This is a genomic window from Streptomyces sp. NPDC079020, assembly GCF_044542225.1.
GTDB lineage: Bacteria > Actinomycetota > Actinomycetes > Streptomycetales > Streptomycetaceae > Streptomyces.
Genome location: NZ_JBITUB010000016.1, coordinates 86,742 through 102,600 on the forward strand (window position 1 = coordinate 86,742; position 15,859 = coordinate 102,600).

The following is a 15,859-nucleotide window of genomic DNA, read 5'->3' on the forward strand; positions in this document are numbered from 1 at the left end:
CACTGGATGAACCATGCCTAAGCCCGGAGAACTCACTTTCGTCGCGCCCCGCGGAGCCAAGAAGCCCCCGCGGCACCTCGCCGACCTCACGCCCGCAGAGCGCAAGGAAGCGGTCGCCGCGATCGGCGAGAAGCCGTTCCGCGCCCAGCAGCTCTCGCAGCACTACTTCGCGCGGTACGCGCACGACCCGGCGGAGTGGACCAACATCCCGGCCGCGTCGCGGGACAAGCTCGCCGAGGCGATGTTCCCCGACCTGATGTCCGTGGTCCGTCACATCAGCTGCGATGACGACACCACCCGCAAGACCCTCTGGAAGCTGCACGACGGGACGCTCGTCGAGTCCGTCCTGATGCGCTATCCCGAGCGCGTGACGATGTGCATCTCCTCGCAGGCCGGCTGCGGGATGAACTGCCCGTTCTGTGCCACCGGGCAGGCCGGGCTCGACCGCAATCTGTCGACCGCCGAGATCGTGCACCAGATCGTGGACGGCATGCGGGCACTGCGCGACGGCGATGTCCCGGGCGGCCCCGCGCGGCTCTCCAACATCGTCTTCATGGGCATGGGCGAGCCGCTGGCCAACTACAAGCGCGTCGTCGGCGCGATCCGGCGCCTGACCGACCCCGAGCCGGACGGCCTGGGGCTCTCGCAGCGCGGGATCACCGTCTCCACCGTGGGACTGGTCCCGGCCATGCTGCGCTTCGCCGACGAGGGCTTCAAGTGCCGGCTGGCCGTTTCGCTGCACGCCCCGGACGACGAGCTGCGTGACACCCTCGTCCCGGTGAACACCCGCTGGAAGGTCCGCGAGGTACTGGACGCGGCGTGGGAGTACGCGGAGAAGTCCGGCCGCCGCATCTCCATCGAGTACGCGCTGATCCGCGACATCAACGACCAGGCCTGGCGGGGTGACCTGCTCGGACGGCTCCTCAAGGGCAAGCGGGTGCACGTCAACCTGATCCCGCTGAACCCGACGCCCGGTTCGAAGTGGACCGCCTCGCGGCCCGAGGACGAGAAGGCGTTCGTCGAGGCCATCGCGGCCCACGGCGTTCCCGTCACCGTCCGTGACACCCGGGGTCAGGAGATCGACGGGGCCTGCGGTCAGCTGGCGGCGTCCGAGCGTTAGGCCGGAAATCGCCCGTGTAGCCTGGGTGCGAAATCAACTTCATATTCCGACAGGGGAGCGCCACAGCGCTGAGAGTGCGGCACCGGAACAGGTTGGCCGCAGACCCTCTGAACCTCGCCCGGGTCATTCCGGGTAGGAAGTTCGGTCATTACTCAAGCTGTTGCGCCCTGCCCGCTTGCGGTTCGCCGTGAGCGGGCAGGGCCGCGTCTCTTCCTGGTCACTCCAGGAGGAATCACATGAACACCACCAAGAAGTACGCGGCGACGGCCCTCGCCGCCGCGCTCGGCGTCACGGTGCTGGCCGGCTGCGGCAGTTCCGACGACAGTCCGGAGGGAGCCGGGGGCACCAAGGGCTCCGGCTCCAAGACCGTGACCCTGGTCAGCCACGACTCCTTCAACGCCTCGGAATCCGTACTGAAGGAGTTCACCGAGGAGACCGGCTACACGGTCGAGGTGCTCAAGAGCGGTGACGCGGGTGCCGCCCTCAACCAGGAGATCCTGACCAAGGGCTCTCCGCGTGGCGATGTCTTCTTCGGCGTCGACAACACACTGCTCTCCCGCGCCCTCGACAACGGCCTGTTCACGGCGTACGAGGCGAAGGGCCTGGACCGGGTCGCGGCCGCCGCACAGCTGGACGACAAGCACCGGGTCACTCCGGTCGACACCGGTGACGTCTGCGTCAACTACGACAAGAAGTACTTCGCCGACAAGAAGCTCGCGCCCCCGCAGTCCTTCGACGACCTGCTGAAGCCCGCGTACAAGAACATGCTCGTCACCGAGAACGCCGCGACCTCCTCTCCCGGTCTGGGCTTCCTCCTCGGCACCATCGCCGACCGGGGTGAGGACGGCTACCAGGACTACTGGAAGCAGCTGAAGAGCAACGGCGTGAAGGTCGTCGACGGCTGGGAGCAGGCGTACAACGAGGAGTTCTCCGGCTCCGCGGGCGGGAAGAAGGCCAAGGCGGAGCGGCCGCTCGTCGTCTCCTACGCCTCCAGCCCGCCGGTCGAGGTGCTGTACGCGAAGCCGCAGCCGGCCGAGGCCCCGACCGGGGTCGCCACCGGTACGTGCTTCCGGCAGATCGAGTTCGCCGGGCTGCTGACCGGCGCGAAGAACGAGGCGGGCGGCAAGGCACTGCTGGACTTCCTGATCAGCAAGAAGTTCCAGGAGGACATGCCCCTGAACATGTTCGTGAACCCGGTCGCCGAGGACGCGAAGCTGCCGGAGCTCTTCACGAAGTTCGGCGCGACCATCGACAAGCCCGTCACCGTGGCTCCGGAGAAGATCGCCAAGAACCGTGAGCAGTGGGTCCAGTCATGGCACTCGCTCGTCGTGAAGTAGGCGAGGCGCCAGGGTCCGGATCCTCCGCCGTCCGGCGCGGCGGCGGACGGTCCGGCGGCGCCCGGCGCGGGAACGCGGTGCGGCTGGGCCTGATGGCCGTGCCGCTCGCGTTCTTCGCGTTGTTCTTCGCCTACCCCGTCGCCGCGATCGTCGGCCGCGGCCTGAAGTCCGGGGGCAGCTGGCAGTTCGGCCGGATCGGTGAGGTACTGGCCCGGCCGGACATCCTGGACGTCCTCTGGTTCACCACCTGGCAGGCGTTCGCCTCGACCGGGCTCACCCTGTTGATCGCGCTGCCCGGCGCCTATGTCTTCGCCCGCCTGGAATTCCCCGGAAAGCAGCTGCTGCGGGCGGTCGTCACCGTGCCGTTCGTGCTGCCGACGGTGGTCGTCGGCACCGCGTTCCTGGCGCTGCTGGGGCGTGGCGGGTTCCTCGACGACCTGTGGGGCGTACGGCTCGACACCACCGTGTGGGCGATCCTGCTGGCCCATGTCTTCTTCAACTACGCGGTGGTCGTACGGACCGTCGGCGGGCTCTGGTCGCAGCTCGATCCCCGGCAGGAGGAGGCCGCGCGGGTGCTCGGCGCCGGACGGTTCGCCGCCTGGCGACGGGTGACGCTGCCCGCGCTGGCGCCCGCCGTGGCGGCCGCGGCACTGATGGTCTTCCTGTTCACGTTCACCTCCTTCGGTGTCGTGCAGATCCTCGGCGGTCCGGCCTACTCCACCCTGGAGGTGGAGATCTACCGGCAGACCGCGCAACTGCTCGACCTGCCGACGGCGGCCGTACTGACCCTCGTGCAGTTCGCGGCGGTCGGCGGGATCCTCGCCGTGCACGCCTGGACGGTGCGGCGCCGGGAGACCGCGCTGAAGCTGGTCGATCCCGCGCAGACGTCCCGCCGCCCGCGCGGCGCCGGACAGTGGACGCTGCTCGGCGGGGTGCTGCTGACCATCCTGCTGCTGATCCTGCTGCCGCTCGGCGTGCTGGTGGAGCGCTCGTTCGACGGGCCCGGCGGCTATGGCGTCGGCTACTACCGGGCGCTCCAGTCCGCCGGGGCGAGCGGATCCACCTTCCTGGTCGCCCCCCTCGAAGCGATCTGGAACTCCCTCCAGTACGCGCTGGTCGCGACCGTCATCGCCCTCGTCGTCGGCGGGCTCGCCGCGGCGGCGCTGACCCGGCGGGCGGGGCGGCTGGTGCGCGGCTTCGACGCCCTGCTGATGCTGCCGCTCGGGGTGTCCGCGGTCACCGTCGGCTTCGGATTCCTCATCACCCTGGACAAGCCGCCGCTCGACCTGCGGACGTCCTGGATCCTGGTGCCGCTGGCCCAGGCACTGGTGGGCGTCCCCTTCGTCGTACGGACCATGCTGCCCGTCCTGCGCGCGGTGGACGGGCGGCTGCGCGAGGCGGCGGCGGTGCTCGGTGCCTCGCCGCTGCGGGCCTGGCGGGAGGTCGATCTGCCGCTGGTGCGCAGGGCGGTGCTGGTCGCCGCGGGTTTCGCGTTCGCCGTGTCGCTGGGTGAGTTCGGGGCGACCGTGTTCATCGCGCGGCCCGACAATCCGACGCTTCCGGTCGCCGTGGCACGGCTCCTGGGGCGGTCCGGGGAGCTCAACTACGGGCAGGCGATGGCCCTCAGCACCATTCTGATGCTGGTGTGCGCGGTGTCGCTGCTGCTCCTCGAACGCATCCGCACCGATCGATCCGGGGAGTTCTGAGTGATGGACGGGGAGTTCTGCGCATGCTGAGGCTGGAAGAGGCCACGGTCCGGTTCGGGAAGAGGGCGGCCCTGGACACCGTGGACCTGGAGGTCGCCGACCACGAGATCGTGTGTGTGCTCGGGCCGAGCGGCAGCGGGAAGTCCACCCTGCTGAGGGCCGTCGCCGGGTTGCAGGCGATGGACGGCGGCAGGGTGCTGCTGGACGGGGCCGACCAGTCGGGGGTGCCCGTGCACAAGCGCGGGCTGGGGCTGATGTTCCAGGATCACCAGCTGTTCCCGCACCGGGACGTCGGCGCCAATGTGGCCTTCGGGCTGCGGATGCACGGGGCCGGCCGCGCCGGAGCGGACCGGGAGGTGGGCGAACTCCTCGATCTGGTGGGCCTGCCCGGCGCGGCACGCCGCGCGGTGGCCGCGCTGTCCGGTGGTGAGCAGCAGCGCGTGGCCCTTGCCCGTGCGCTCGCCCCGCGCCCGAAACTCCTGATGCTGGACGAGCCGCTGGGCCAGCTGGACCGCAGCCTTCGCGAACGTCTCGTCGTCGAACTGCGCACCCTGTTCGGCCGCTTGGGCACGACGGTGCTGGCCGTCACCCATGACCAGGGCGAAGCCTTCGCACTCGCCGACCGGGTCGTGGTCATGCGGGACGGGCGGATCGCCCAGGCCGGTACGCCGCTGGAGGTCTGGCAGCGGCCCGCCTCGGCGTTCGTCGCCCGCTTCCTGGGCTTCGACAACGTGGTCGACGCGACGGTGACCGGCACGACCGCCGACACGGCGTGGGGCAAGGTACCGGTGCCCGGCGGGTCGCCGCAGGGCCGCTGCGATGTGCTGGTCCGGCCTGCCGGGGTGCGGATCGGCGCCCCGGAGAGCGGGCTGCGCTGCACGGTCGGCGTACGGACCTTCCGGGGGAACCATGTCGCCGTGCGGCTGAGGCCCGACAACGGCCCGGTGCTGGAGGCGGAGTGCGCGCTGCGGGACACCCCGCAGGAGGGCGCGGCGGTGGGAGTCCGCTTCGACGCGGCGGAGACGGTCGTCCTGGCCCGGGAGTGATGCGCGCGGGTGGCATCACGTCCCCCTCGTCCCCGCGACGACCAGGCCCAGTTCGTACGCCAGGATGACCGCCTGTGCCCGGTCCCGCAGCCCCATTTTGGCGAACAACCGGTTGATGTGGGTCTTGACCGTGTGGTCCGTGATGGTGAGCCGGCCGGCGATGTCCCCGTTCGACAGGCCCCGCGCGATCAGCACGAGTACCTCGCACTCGCGGGCGGTGAGTCCCTCGATGTCGCGGACCGGGGGAGCGCTGACCCGCTGCCGGGCGAACTCCGCGATCAGCCGTCCGGTGACCTCGGGGGAGAGCAGTGCCTGTCCGTCGGCCACCACCCGTACCGCGTGCAGCAGTTCGGGGAAGGTCGCGTCCTTGAGCAGGAAGCCGCTCGCCCCCGCGGCCAGCGCCTCGTACACGTACTCGTCCAGGCCGAACGTCGTCAGCATCAGCGCTCTGGTGGCGCCCTCCGACGCGGCGACGATCTCCCGCGCCGCCTCGATGCCGTTCATCCGGGGCATCCGGATGTCGAGCAGCACCAGATCGGGCCGGTGCTCGGCGGCGCCCCGGACCGCCTGCTCCCCGTCCTCGGCCTCGCCGACCACCTCGATGTCCTCCTGGGTGTTGAGCAGGCTGGAGAACGCGGTCCGGACGACCGCCTGGTCGTCGGCCACCAGAACCCGGATCACCACGGCAGTTCCGCCTCCACGAGAAAGCCGCCGGCCGGACTCCGGCCGGTCGTGAGTCTGCCGCCGAGCAGGGCGGCCCGTTCCCTCATGCCCACCAGGCCGTGGCCGATGCCGTCATCCGTTCCGGCACCGTCACCGGCGGGGGCGGGGCCCGGACCGTCGTCACCGATCCGCACCGTCAGCAGGCCCGGACGGTAGCCGATCTCCACGACCGCGTGGGCGCCCGGCGCATGGCGGCGGGTGTTCGTCAGGGCCTCCTGGACGATCCGGTACGCGGACAGCTCCCAGGAGGCGGGCAGGGGTATCTCCGCACCGATGACCCGCAGTTCGGCGGTGCCGCCCACCGCCCGGTGCTGCTCCAGGAGCTCGCCGACACCGGCCAGGGACGGCTGTGGAGCGGTCAGCGCGGCCGGGGCCGTTCCGCTGTCCGTGCGCAGCACCCCCAGGAGCCGTCGCAGCTCCGTCATCGAGGACCGGGCGGTCCCGGCGATCTGCTGGAACGCGTCACGGGCCGGCGCCGAGAGCCCGGGAGCCGTGTACGTCGCGCTCTCGGCCTGCACCGCGATCATCGAGACCGAGTGGGCGATCATGTCGTGCAACTCCCTCGCTATGGCTGCCCGTTCGGCCTCGGCCGCCTGGCGGCGCTCCATCGCCAGCAGCCGGGACTGGGCGGCGGCCCGCTCGTTCCGGGTCTCCTCGCGGGACCGCACCGCGTCGCCCATGCTCACCGCCCCCAGGATCGTGACCGTCAGAGCCAGCGTCTCGGCGTACAGGCCGAGGCTGAAGCGGTCACTGCCCTGGAGCGCGGGCAGCCCGGGGGAACCGGCGCGTGCCCACCGGTCGATGTGGACGAGATTGACCGTGAGCGAGGCCAGGGCGCCGCCGAGCACGAGCAGCGCCGGATGCTGCACACGGTGGCGACCCAGGGTGTAGCAGCCGATGACGGCACCGGCCGTCGTCGCGTACGACAGATTGCCGTCGGTCGCGAAGCTGAGCAGTGCCGCGCCGACGGTCAGGAAGCCGACGGCGGGCCGGGAACCGCGCCACATCAGCGACGCCGTGCAGACCAGCACCCCGAAGCACGTGATGGCCGAACCCGGCACGACGACCAGCTCCACGAGCGCGAAGAGGGTCAGCGCGGCACCCGTCAGCCAGGAGTACGCGGGCGCCGCCGACCAGCGGCGCACCCGCTGCCGCAGCCGGTGCCGCAGTCGCTCGGGCGCCCGCCGCCGCGGCCGCGGGGAAGCGCGGGGGGCCGTCGGCGGGTGCGCGTCGGCGGGGCCTCCCGGGTCTGCCGGAGTGGCCGGGTCTGCCGGATGGGCCGGTCCCGGCGGAGTGGCCGGGACGGCCCGGGGCGTGCTGCTCATACCGTGATTCTTCGTCACCGCCGGGTGGAGACGCATCGGAGCAGGGGTGGAATTCCCCGTCCCGTCTCATGCCACGGGTTGAGTCCCCGGACCGGACGGTGGTGTGACGCCCCGTGAGCCCGCCGCTCCTAGCCTCGGACCCATGGGCACAGCGGCACCTCTCACCGTGTGCGGCGCCCATCCCAGCCCATCGCCGCGCCCGCCCCGACCGCCTCGCCCCCGACCGCCCTTGTCCCCGTTGCCGCTGCCGTGGTCGCCGCCGTGGCCCCCACCATCCGTACGAGAAAAGGCACTCCCTTGTCCCGCCACCGCACCCTCGTCGTCACCAATGACTTCCCACCGCGCCAAGGCGGCATAGAGACCTTCGTGCACGCCATGACCAGCCGGTTCCCCGCCGGCTCCGTCGTCGTCCACACCTCGGCCGAACCGGGCTCCGCCGCGCATGACGCGGCTCTCGCGTACCCCGTGATCCGTGATCCGGCCCGGATGCTGCTGCCCACCGCCCGCGTCGCCGCCCGGTCCGCGGAACTCGCCCGCCGCCACGGCTGCGACAGCGTGTGGTTCGGGGCCGCCGCGCCGCTCGGCCTGATGGCGGACCGGCTGCGCCGTGAGTCCGGGGTGCGGCGGGCCGTCGCCACCACCCACGGCCACGAGGTCTGGTGGGCCCGCACCCCCGGCTCCCGGACCCTGCTGCGCCTGATCGGCGAGCGCACCGATGCCGTGACCTACCTCGGCGCGGCCACCCGGGCACCGATCGCCGCCGCGCTCGGGCCCGCCGCCGCCCGCCGGATGGTGCGCCTGGCCCCGGGCGTCGACACGGAGGCGTTCCGGGTACGGTCCGGGGCGCGGGGCGGCCCCGGCAGTGTCCGGGAGCGGTACGGGCTGGGCGAGAGGCCGGTGATCCTGTGCGCCGCCAGGCTCGTCCCGCGCAAGGGCCAGGACATGCTGATCCGCGCGCTGCCGGCCGTGCGGCGGGCGGTTCCCGGCACCGTACTCCTGCTGACAGGGGACGGACCGTACGCGCGCACCCTGCACCGCCTGGCCAGGTCCGCCGGGGTCGGGGACGCCGTGATCCTGGCGGGCGGGCAGCCCCATACGGCGATGCCGGACCACTACGCGGCCGCCGATGTCTTCGCGATGCCCTGCCGCACACGCCGCCGAGGCCTGGAGGTCGAAGGCCTCGGCATCGTCTTCCTGGAGGCCGCGGCGGCGGGGCTGCCCGTCCTCGTCGGGGATTCGGGCGGCGCGCCGGACACCGTGCGCGAGGGGGAGACGGGGCATCTTGTCGACGGGCGGGATGTCGCGGCCATCGCCGCCCGGCTCGTCGGCCTGCTGCGGGACCGCGAGGCCGCCGCCGCGATGGGGGAGAAGGGCCGGGCCTGGGTGCGCGAGGACTGGGGATGGGACCAGGCGTACGACACGCTGGCGGCGCTCCTTCGCCCGTGACCGCCCATGGCACGGGGCTCCGTCCCCGCCCGGTGCGCCGAACCGCCCCGCCTCCGTCGGGGGCAGCCGGTCAGGCGGTCAGCGGCAGTGCCGCAAGCTCCGCGATCACCCAGGTCAACGGGGCGAACACGACCAGCAGCACACCCGCGCGCAGGGCGGTCGCGGACCGCAGCGCCGAGGCCGGGGCGCCCATCCTGAGCAGCGCTTCGGCGGTGTGGGCGCGGGCGTTCCTGGCCTCCACCGCCGAGGTCAGCAGCGTCGCCGTCGTACAGCCCAGAACGAGGACGGCCCCCAGCGCGGTGAGCGGGCCGAAGGGCCGCGGGCCCGTCCCGTACAGCGTCGCGGCCGCGATCCCCGCGGAGAGCACGGCGCAGACCACACCGAGCGGGCGGCCGATCCGGCGCGCCTCGTCCATCAGGACCCGGCCCGCCAGCAGCCGCACGGCGCCGGGGCGCACCGCCTGGAGCAGCCGCCCGCAGAGGTGGGTGACTCCGGGGCCCGCCATGGCCAGGCCGACCGCGGTGAGGATCCAGCCCGCCAGCACCGCCGCCGGGGTGGAGTCCAGCCTGCCCGGCAGCGGGAACGCGTGGCCGGCCGAGCCGCGGCTCGCGTACGCCTCCACCGCGAGTCCGGCGGCCGTCAGGGCCACGCCCCAGGGCAGCCCGGCCGGTGCGGGTGCCGGGGCGGACGGCTCCGGTGCCTCGAAGGTCTCCTCGGCCGTGGCCGGGGGCCGGTTCCGCAGCGCCAGCGCGCTCGCGGCCGACGAGGCCAGCGGTACGAGGACCAGCAGGGTGAGCGCGGCGGCGAGCGGCAACGGGGTGTTCGCGCCGAGGAGTTCTGCCGCGTCGCCGTCGAACGGCAGCCCGGTCAGGTCGCCGCGCAGATGGAGGAACAGGAGCAGGGCCACCACCGAACCGAGGGTGGTGGAGACGGCGGTGGAGACCGCGGCGAGCACCGAGAGCCGGACCGGGCCGAGACCGACGGCCGAGAGTCCGGCGCGCGGGCGGGTGCTCGGGTCCGTACGGGCCACCGCGACCGCGAACTGCACGGTGGCCGCCAGCGGTACGAAGCACCAGAGCAGCCGGAGCACGGAGCCGGTGGCCTGCGCCGGGTGCCCGGAGGCGTACCCCAGGGTGCAGAGCAGCAGAAAGCCGACCCCGGCCGATGCGGCGGCCACGAGCAGCCGTCGCATCAGGACCAGTGGGTGACTGCCGCGGGCTAGACGGAGAGCGAGCACGCCGAGCGGCCTTCCGTATCCGATACGGCGGGCAGAGCGACGGTGGCGACCCGGCGGCCGTCCAGCAGGGCGACGGTGCGGTCGGCCAGGGCGGCGATCTCCGCGTCGTGGGTGGCCAGTACGACGGTGATGCCGTGCGAGCGGGCCGCGGTGGTCAGGGTGCGCAGGAGCTGGGTGCGGTCGGCGCGGTGCAGGGTGGCGGTCGGCTCGTCGGCGAAGATCACGGACGGGGACGCGGCCAGCGCCCGTGCCACGGAGATCCGCTGGCGCTGGGCCTGGAGCAGCGCGTGCGGCCGCTTTCCGGCGAACGTGCCGATGTCGAGGCGGTCCAGCCACTCCAGCGCGGCCTTCTTGGCGGCCCGGTGCGGTACGCCGCGCAGCAGCAGCGGGAGGGCCGCGTTCTCCCAGGTGGTCAGTTCCGGGACGAGCTGGGGGTCGGAGGCGATCCAGCCGAAGCGGTCGCGCCGCAGCCGCTCGCGCAGCCGGGGTCCCATCGTGTGCACGGGGACGCTGTTGAACCAGACTTCGCCCTGCTGGGGCACCAGCCGGCCGGAGAGACAGTGCAGCAGGGTCGTCTTCCCGCTGCCGCGCGCGCCGGTCACGGCGAGGATCTCGCCGTCGCGGATGCCGAGTGAGACACCGTCGAGGCCGGGCGAGCCGTTGTGGGAGTGGTGCAGGGAACGCGCCCAGATCACGTCGTTGTCCGGCGGGGCCACCATGGCGTAACACCTCGGTTCAGATCAGTTTTCCCGTTCCCCCGTACGGGGGAACGAAGACGCGGCCGATCGGTCACTCGGCACCGTAGGGAGTCGGACCGGGGTGTGCGTACAGCACGTGGCCCGGATGCGCCCCTTCTCACTCGAACGGGCGCGTCCGGGCCATGTGGACCGTATGAAATGACCGCTGGACACTGATCATCCAGAGGGTGTGAGGCAGGTCAGAGCTTCGTCCAGGCCTCCGTCAGGACGCCCCGCAGAATGCCCTCGATCTCGTCGAACGTCGACTGGTCGGAGATCAGCGGCGGCGCGAGCTGCACGACCGGGTCGCCGCGGTCGTCCGCCCGGCAGTACAGGCCGTTCTCGTACAGCGCCTTGGAGAGGAAGCCGTACAGGACGCGCTCGGTCTCCTCGTCGGTGAAGGTCTCCTTGGTGACCTTGTCCTTCACCAGCTCGATGCCGTAGAAGAAGCCGTTGCCGCGGACGTCGCCGACGATCGGCAGGTCGTGCAGCTTCTGCAGCGTCGTGAGGAACGCGTTCTCGTTGTCGAGGACGTGCTTGTTGAGGCCCTCGCGCTCGAAGATGTCGAGGTTGGCGAGGCCGACCGCGGCGGAGACCGGGTGGCCGCCGAAGGTGTAGCCGTGCAGGAAGGTGTTGCCGCCCCGGTAGAACGGCTCCGCGATCCGGTCCGAGACGATGCATGCTCCTATCGGGGAGTACCCGGAGGTCATGCCCTTGGCGCAGGTGATCATGTCCGGCACATAGCCGAACTTGTCGCAGGCGAACATCGTGCCCAGACGGCCGAAGGCGCAGATGACCTCGTCGGAGACGAGCAGCACGTCGTACTGGTCGCAGATCTCGCGGACCCGCTGGAAGTACCCGGGCGGCGGCGGGAAGCAGCCGCCGGCGTTCTGCACCGGCTCCAGGAAGACCGCGGCGACGGTCTCCGGGCCCTCGAAGAGGATCTCCTGCTCGATCTGGTCGGCGGCCCAGCGGCCGAAGGCCTCCGGGTCGTCGCCGAAGAGCGGGGCGCGGTAGATGTTGGTGTTGGGCACCTTGTGCGCGCCGGGGACCAGCGGCTCGAAGGGGGCCTTGAGGGCCGGCAGCCCGGTGATCGACAGGGCACCCTGCGGGGTGCCGTGGTAGGCGACCGCGCGGGAGATGACCTTGTACTTGGTCGGCTTGCCCTGGAGCTTGAAGTACTGCTTGGCCAGCTTCCAGGCGGTCTCGACGGCCTCGCCGCCACCGGTGGTGAAGAAGACCTTGTTGAGATCGCCGGGCGCGTAGTCGGCCAGTCGCTCGGCCAGTTCGACGGCCTTCGGATGGGCGTAGGACCACACCGGGAAGAAGGCCAGCTCCTGCGCCTGCTTGTACGCCGTCTCGGCGAGCTCGCGGCGGCCGTGGCCGGCGTTGACGACGAACAGGCCGGAGAGGCCGTCGAGGTACCGCTTGCCCTGGTCGTCGTAGATGTAGGTGCCCTCACCCCGCACGATGGTGGGAACGGGGGCGTTCTCGTAGTCCGACATGCGGGTGAAGTGCATCCACAGGTGGTCGTACGCGGTTCGGCTGAGGTCCTTGCTCACGGCTATCGGGTTCCCCACATATAGGTCTGCTTCTTGAGCTTGAGGTAGACGAAGCTCTCGGTGGAGCGCACGCCGGGTATGGCCCGGATGCGTTTGTTGATCGTCTCCAGCAGGTGGTCGTCGTCCTCGCAGACGATCTCCACCATGAGGTCGAACGAGCCCGCGGTCATCACCACGTACTCGCACTCGGCCATGGCCGACAGGGCCTCGGCCACGGGGTCGAGGTCACCCTCGACATTGATGCCCACCATCGCCTGGCGCCGGAGGCCCACGGTGAGCGGGTCCGTGACGGCGACGATCTGCATCACGCCCTGATCGAGCAGCTTCTGGACACGCTGGCGCACAGCCGCTTCGGAGAGGCCGACCGCCTTGCCGATCGCGGCGTACGGACGACGTCCGTCCTCCTGGAGCTGCTCGATGATCGCGAGGGAGACGGCATCGACCGCCGGGGGCGATCCGGTCCCTGTCCTGGAGTCTGCGCTGCGACTGGCCACGGACTCACCATGCACCGGGACTCGTCTGTCTCGCAACCCCAGATCGATGAAATTCGTTGTTTGAGGGTCCAGATCTCACTGAATCCGAAGTTGCCGGTGGTTGGGTATGTCGAAAGCGTCACGGGAACGATTAGGGTGGACATCTCACCCATCGGACAGCCGACAGGAGGGGTGGTTGTGACCACCGAGGTGCGCCGTCTGCGCAACTACATCAACGGAGAGTTCCGGGACGCCGCGGACGGGCGGACCATCGATGTGGTCAACCCGGTGACGGAAGAGGTCTACGCGACCTCGCCGCTCTCCGGCCCGGCCGATGTCGATGCCGCCATGGACGCCGCAGCGGCGGCGTTCCCCGCCTGGCGTGATGTCACGCCCGCCGAGCGCCAGCGGGCCCTGCTCAAGATCGCGGACGCCTTCGAGGAGCGGGCCGAGGACCTGATCGCGGCCGAGTCGGAGAACACGGGCAAGCCGCTGGAGCTCACCCGCAGCGAAGAGGTTCCGCCGATGGTGGACCAGATCCGCTTCTTCGCGGGTGCCGCCCGGCTGCTCGAAGGCCGCTCGGCCGGCGAGTACATGGAGGGCCTCACCTCCATCGTCCGCCGCGAGCCGGTCGGGGTCTGCGCGCAGGTCGCGCCGTGGAACTACCCGATGATGATGGCCGTGTGGAAGTTCGCCCCGGCGCTCGCCGCGGGCAACACCGTCGTGATCAAGCCCTCCGACACCACCCCGGCGTCGACCGTGCTGATCGCCGAGATCATCGGCCAGATCCTCCCCAAGGGTGTCTTCAACGTCATCTGCGGCGACCGGGACACCGGCCGCGCGATGGTCGAGCACCCGACCCCGGCGATGGCCTCCATCACCGGTTCGGTACGGGCCGGGATGCAGGTCGCCGAGTCGGCGTCCAAGGACGTCAAGCGCGTCCACCTGGAGCTCGGCGGCAAGGCGCCCGCCGTCGTCTTCGAGGACAGCGACATCGCCAAGGCCGTCGAGGGCATCTCCGCCGCCGGCTACTTCAACGCCGGACAGGACTGCACGGCCGCGACCCGCGTCCTGGTCCACGAGTCGATCCACGACGACTTCGTGACCGCGCTCGCCAAGGCCGCCGCCGACACGAAGACCGGGCAGCCGGACGACGAGGACGTGCTGTACGGCCCGCTGAACAACGCCAACCAGCTCAAGCAGGTCAGCGGCTTCATCGAGCGGCTCCCCGCCCACGCCAAGGTCGAGGCGGGCGGCCACCGGGTCGGCGAGAAGGGCTACTTCTACGCCCCGACCGTCGTCTCCGGCCTCAAGCAGGACGACGAGATCATCCAGAACGAGGTCTTCGGCCCGGTCATCACGGTCCAGTCGTTCACCGACGAGGCCCAGGCCGTGGAGTACGCGAACGGCGTCGAGTACGCGCTGGCCTCCTCGGTGTGGACCAAGGACCACTCCCGCGCGATGCGGATGTCCAAGAGCCTCGACTTCGGCTGTGTGTGGATCAACACCCACATCCCGCTCGTCGCCGAGATGCCGCACGGCGGGTTCAAGAAGTCCGGCTACGGCAAGGACCTCTCCGCGTACGGCTTCGAGGACTACACCCGGATCAAGCACGTCATGACGTCGCTCGACTGACGTCACACCGGCGGACACCGCCGGCGTACGGCGTCCGTGACGTCGTCGGCGTGGGTGACGGCCCCGGGCTCCGGCCCGGGGCCGTTTCGTGCCGCGCGCCTGCCGGAACGGGCGGGCGTCCGGTGGCCGGTGTGCCGGGCGTCCGCACCCCCGTCGGGCGTCCGGTGGCCCGGCCTGCCGGGCGTCCGCACCCCTGTCGACGTCCGCGCCATCGACAGGGTGTGCGGACCGGGCGGGTGCCGCTGGACGGTTGGTCCATTGTCCGCCGCCCCGCCGAGCGGCATCCTGCGGACGTGCGAGCGATCCCGAACCACCCCATGTCCCGCCGTTCCCTGCTGCGCGCCCTCGGGGCGGGAGCGGTCGGTGCCACGCTGGCCGGCTGCGGAGTCCCCGCCGCGTACGTGCGGCCCGGGGACCGGGCCGGCCGTGACAGCTCGGAGCGCGACCGCTCCCTGCACTTCGCCAACTGGCCGCTCTACATCGACACCGACGACGAGAACGAGTCGAAGCGGCCCACCCTGGACGCGTTCACGCGGCGGACCGGGATCTCCGTCACGTACACCGAGGAGATCAACGACAACGACGAGTTCTTCGGGAAGATCAGCCCGGCGCTGATGAACCACCAGCAGACCGGCCGCGACCTGATCGTCATCAGCGACTGGATGGCCGCACGCTTCGTACGCCTGGGCTGGGTGCAGGAGATGGACCGGGCGAAGCAGCCCAATGTCGCCGAGTACCTGGACCCGCAGCTGCGCACGCCCGCGTTCGACGAGGGGCGGCGGTACAGCGTTCCCTGGCAGTCCGGGATCACCGGCATCGCCTACAACCGCAAGCGGCTGGGCCGCGAGATCCGGCACACGAGCGAGCTGTGGGCCGACGACCTGCGCGGCAGGGTGACACTGCTGTCCGGGCTGGACGAGTCGTTCGCGCTGCTGATGCAGGGCAACGGGGTCGACATCACCCGCTGGACGGCCGACGACTTCCACACCATGTGCGAACAGGTGGAGAAGCGGGTGAGGTCCCGGCACATCCGCCGTTTCACCGGCAACGACTACATCAAGGACCTGGCCACCGGCGATGTGCTCGCCTGCCAGGCCTACTCCGGCGATGTCATCCAGCTCCAGGCCGACAACCCGGAGATCGAGTTCGTGGTGCCCGAGGAGGGGGGCGAGCTCTGGGCGGAGTCGCTCATGATCCCCAACCTCGCGCACCACAAACGCAACGCGGAGAAGCTGGTCGACTTCTACTACGAGCCCGAGGTCGCGGCCGAACTGGCCACCTGGGTCAACTACGTCTGCCCGGTCCCGGCCGCCCGCGAGATCCTGGCCTCCGCCAAGGACGAGGAGACCGCCGCGCTCGCCGAGGACCCGCTGATCTTCCCCGACGACGCGATGCGTGAACGGCTCGCGATCGCCCGGGACATCACGTCGGAGGAGCGCACCGGCTTCGCGAAGAAGTGGAACTCCATCGTCGGACTCTGAACCCGGTCGGCGGCCGCGGCCCACGGAACGG

The 15,859-nt window shown here is 71.3% G+C and carries 13 protein-coding genes and 1 riboswitch; of the genes, 7 read left to right on the plus strand and 6 right to left on the minus strand.

The features are described 5' to 3' along the window. The first annotated feature begins 13 nt into the window (after nucleotides 1-13). The 4 genes from rlmN (at nucleotide 14) to ACIGJO_RS28730 (ending at nucleotide 5,209) form a co-directional block, all read left to right on the plus strand. On the plus strand, nucleotides 14-1,120 hold the full coding sequence (gene rlmN / locus ACIGJO_RS28715) for a 23S rRNA (adenine(2503)-C(2))-methyltransferase RlmN (protein ID WP_399962949.1): 1,107 nt from the start codon (nucleotides 14-16) through the stop codon (nucleotides 1,118-1,120). 41 nt (nucleotides 1,121-1,161) lie between these two features. Further along, a riboswitch (TPP riboswitch) is annotated at nucleotides 1,162-1,277 on the plus strand. 79 nt (nucleotides 1,278-1,356) lie between these two features. Next, the gene (locus ACIGJO_RS28720; protein WP_399962952.1) at nucleotides 1,357-2,457 is read left to right on the plus strand and encodes a thiamine ABC transporter substrate binding subunit; all 1,101 of its coding nucleotides are present in this window, start codon (nucleotides 1,357-1,359) and stop codon (nucleotides 2,455-2,457) included. A 92-nt stretch (nucleotides 2,458-2,549) separates the two neighbouring features. Further along, the gene (locus ACIGJO_RS28725) at nucleotides 2,550-4,163 is read left to right on the plus strand and encodes an ABC transporter permease (RefSeq protein WP_399963117.1); all 1,614 of its coding nucleotides are present in this window, start codon (nucleotides 2,550-2,552) and stop codon (nucleotides 4,161-4,163) included. Between the two features lie 23 nt (nucleotides 4,164-4,186). Beyond that, nucleotides 4,187-5,209 carry an ABC transporter ATP-binding protein gene (locus tag ACIGJO_RS28730; RefSeq protein WP_399962954.1) on the plus strand — a complete coding sequence of 341 codons (1,023 nt, stop codon included), beginning with the start codon at nucleotides 4,187-4,189 and terminating at the stop codon, nucleotides 5,207-5,209. A gap of 15 nt (nucleotides 5,210-5,224) precedes the next feature. Here ACIGJO_RS28730 and ACIGJO_RS28735 read toward each other — a convergent pair whose 3' ends face one another. Next, nucleotides 5,225-5,893 (minus strand): response regulator, encoded by a 669-nt coding sequence (locus ACIGJO_RS28735; protein ID WP_399962956.1) that lies wholly within the window; start codon nucleotides 5,891-5,893, stop codon nucleotides 5,225-5,227. Next, on the minus strand, nucleotides 5,887-7,257 hold the full coding sequence (locus ACIGJO_RS28740) for a sensor histidine kinase (protein ID WP_399962958.1): 1,371 nt from the start codon (nucleotides 7,255-7,257) through the stop codon (nucleotides 5,887-5,889). The genes ACIGJO_RS28735 and ACIGJO_RS28740 overlap by 7 nt, the downstream gene beginning before the upstream one ends. 297 nt (nucleotides 7,258-7,554) lie before the next feature. Here ACIGJO_RS28740 and ACIGJO_RS28745 point away from each other — a divergent pair, with 297 nt between their 5' ends. Continuing rightward, nucleotides 7,555-8,703: a glycosyltransferase family 4 protein gene (locus ACIGJO_RS28745; protein ID WP_399962960.1), complete on the plus strand. Its 1,149-nt coding sequence runs from the start codon at nucleotides 7,555-7,557 to the stop codon at nucleotides 8,701-8,703. A 70-nt stretch (nucleotides 8,704-8,773) separates the two neighbouring features. On the opposite strand, the gene ACIGJO_RS28750 is transcribed toward ACIGJO_RS28745, so the two are convergent. From ACIGJO_RS28750 to ACIGJO_RS28765, 4 genes are all read right to left on the minus strand, one after another. After that, nucleotides 8,774-9,940, minus strand: coding sequence for a hypothetical protein (locus ACIGJO_RS28750; RefSeq protein ID WP_399962962.1), 1,167 nt, complete (start codon nucleotides 9,938-9,940; stop codon nucleotides 8,774-8,776). Continuing rightward, nucleotides 9,922-10,659, minus strand: coding sequence for an ABC transporter ATP-binding protein (locus ACIGJO_RS28755; protein WP_399962964.1), 738 nt, complete (start codon nucleotides 10,657-10,659; stop codon nucleotides 9,922-9,924). Before ACIGJO_RS28755 ends, ACIGJO_RS28750 begins: the two co-directional genes overlap by 19 nt. 218 nt (nucleotides 10,660-10,877) lie before the next feature. Beyond that, on the minus strand, nucleotides 10,878-12,257 hold the full coding sequence (locus ACIGJO_RS28760) for an aspartate aminotransferase family protein (protein ID WP_266924356.1): 1,380 nt from the start codon (nucleotides 12,255-12,257) through the stop codon (nucleotides 10,878-10,880). Then, nucleotides 12,242-12,748 carry an Lrp/AsnC family transcriptional regulator gene (locus ACIGJO_RS28765; RefSeq protein WP_399962966.1) on the minus strand — a complete coding sequence of 169 codons (507 nt, stop codon included), beginning with the start codon at nucleotides 12,746-12,748 and terminating at the stop codon, nucleotides 12,242-12,244. The genes ACIGJO_RS28760 and ACIGJO_RS28765 overlap by 16 nt, the downstream gene beginning before the upstream one ends. Nucleotides 12,749-12,910: 162 nt before the next feature. Between ACIGJO_RS28765 and ACIGJO_RS28770 the strand changes: the two genes are divergently transcribed. Next, nucleotides 12,911-14,347: a gamma-aminobutyraldehyde dehydrogenase gene (locus tag ACIGJO_RS28770; protein ID WP_399962968.1), complete on the plus strand. Its 1,437-nt coding sequence runs from the start codon at nucleotides 12,911-12,913 to the stop codon at nucleotides 14,345-14,347. A gap of 317 nt (nucleotides 14,348-14,664) precedes the next feature. Beyond that, nucleotides 14,665-15,828 (plus strand): PotD/PotF family extracellular solute-binding protein, encoded by a 1,164-nt coding sequence (locus ACIGJO_RS28775; protein WP_399963119.1) that lies wholly within the window; start codon nucleotides 14,665-14,667, stop codon nucleotides 15,826-15,828. Nucleotides 15,829-15,859: the final 31 nt, after the last annotated feature.

Bases quoted from the DNA above. Each gene is read 5' to 3' on its own strand.
- ACIGJO_RS28725 (WP_399963117.1), top strand. From the start codon at position 2,550: ATGGCCGTGCCGCTCGCGTTCTTCGCGTTGTTCTTCGCCTACCCCGTC.
- rlmN (WP_399962949.1), top strand. From the start codon at position 14: ATGCCTAAGCCCGGAGAACTCACTTTCGTCGCGCCCCGCGGAGCCAAG.
- ACIGJO_RS28740 (WP_399962958.1), bottom strand. From the start codon at position 7,257: ATGAGCAGCACGCCCCGGGCCGTCCCGGCCACTCCGCCGGGACCGGCC.
- ACIGJO_RS28730 (WP_399962954.1), top strand. From the start codon at position 4,187: ATGCTGAGGCTGGAAGAGGCCACGGTCCGGTTCGGGAAGAGGGCGGCC.
- ACIGJO_RS28755 (WP_399962964.1), bottom strand. From the start codon at position 10,659: ATGGTGGCCCCGCCGGACAACGACGTGATCTGGGCGCGTTCCCTGCAC.
- ACIGJO_RS28775 (WP_399963119.1), top strand. From the start codon at position 14,665: ATGTCCCGCCGTTCCCTGCTGCGCGCCCTCGGGGCGGGAGCGGTCGGT.
- ACIGJO_RS28720 (WP_399962952.1), top strand. From the start codon at position 1,357: ATGAACACCACCAAGAAGTACGCGGCGACGGCCCTCGCCGCCGCGCTC.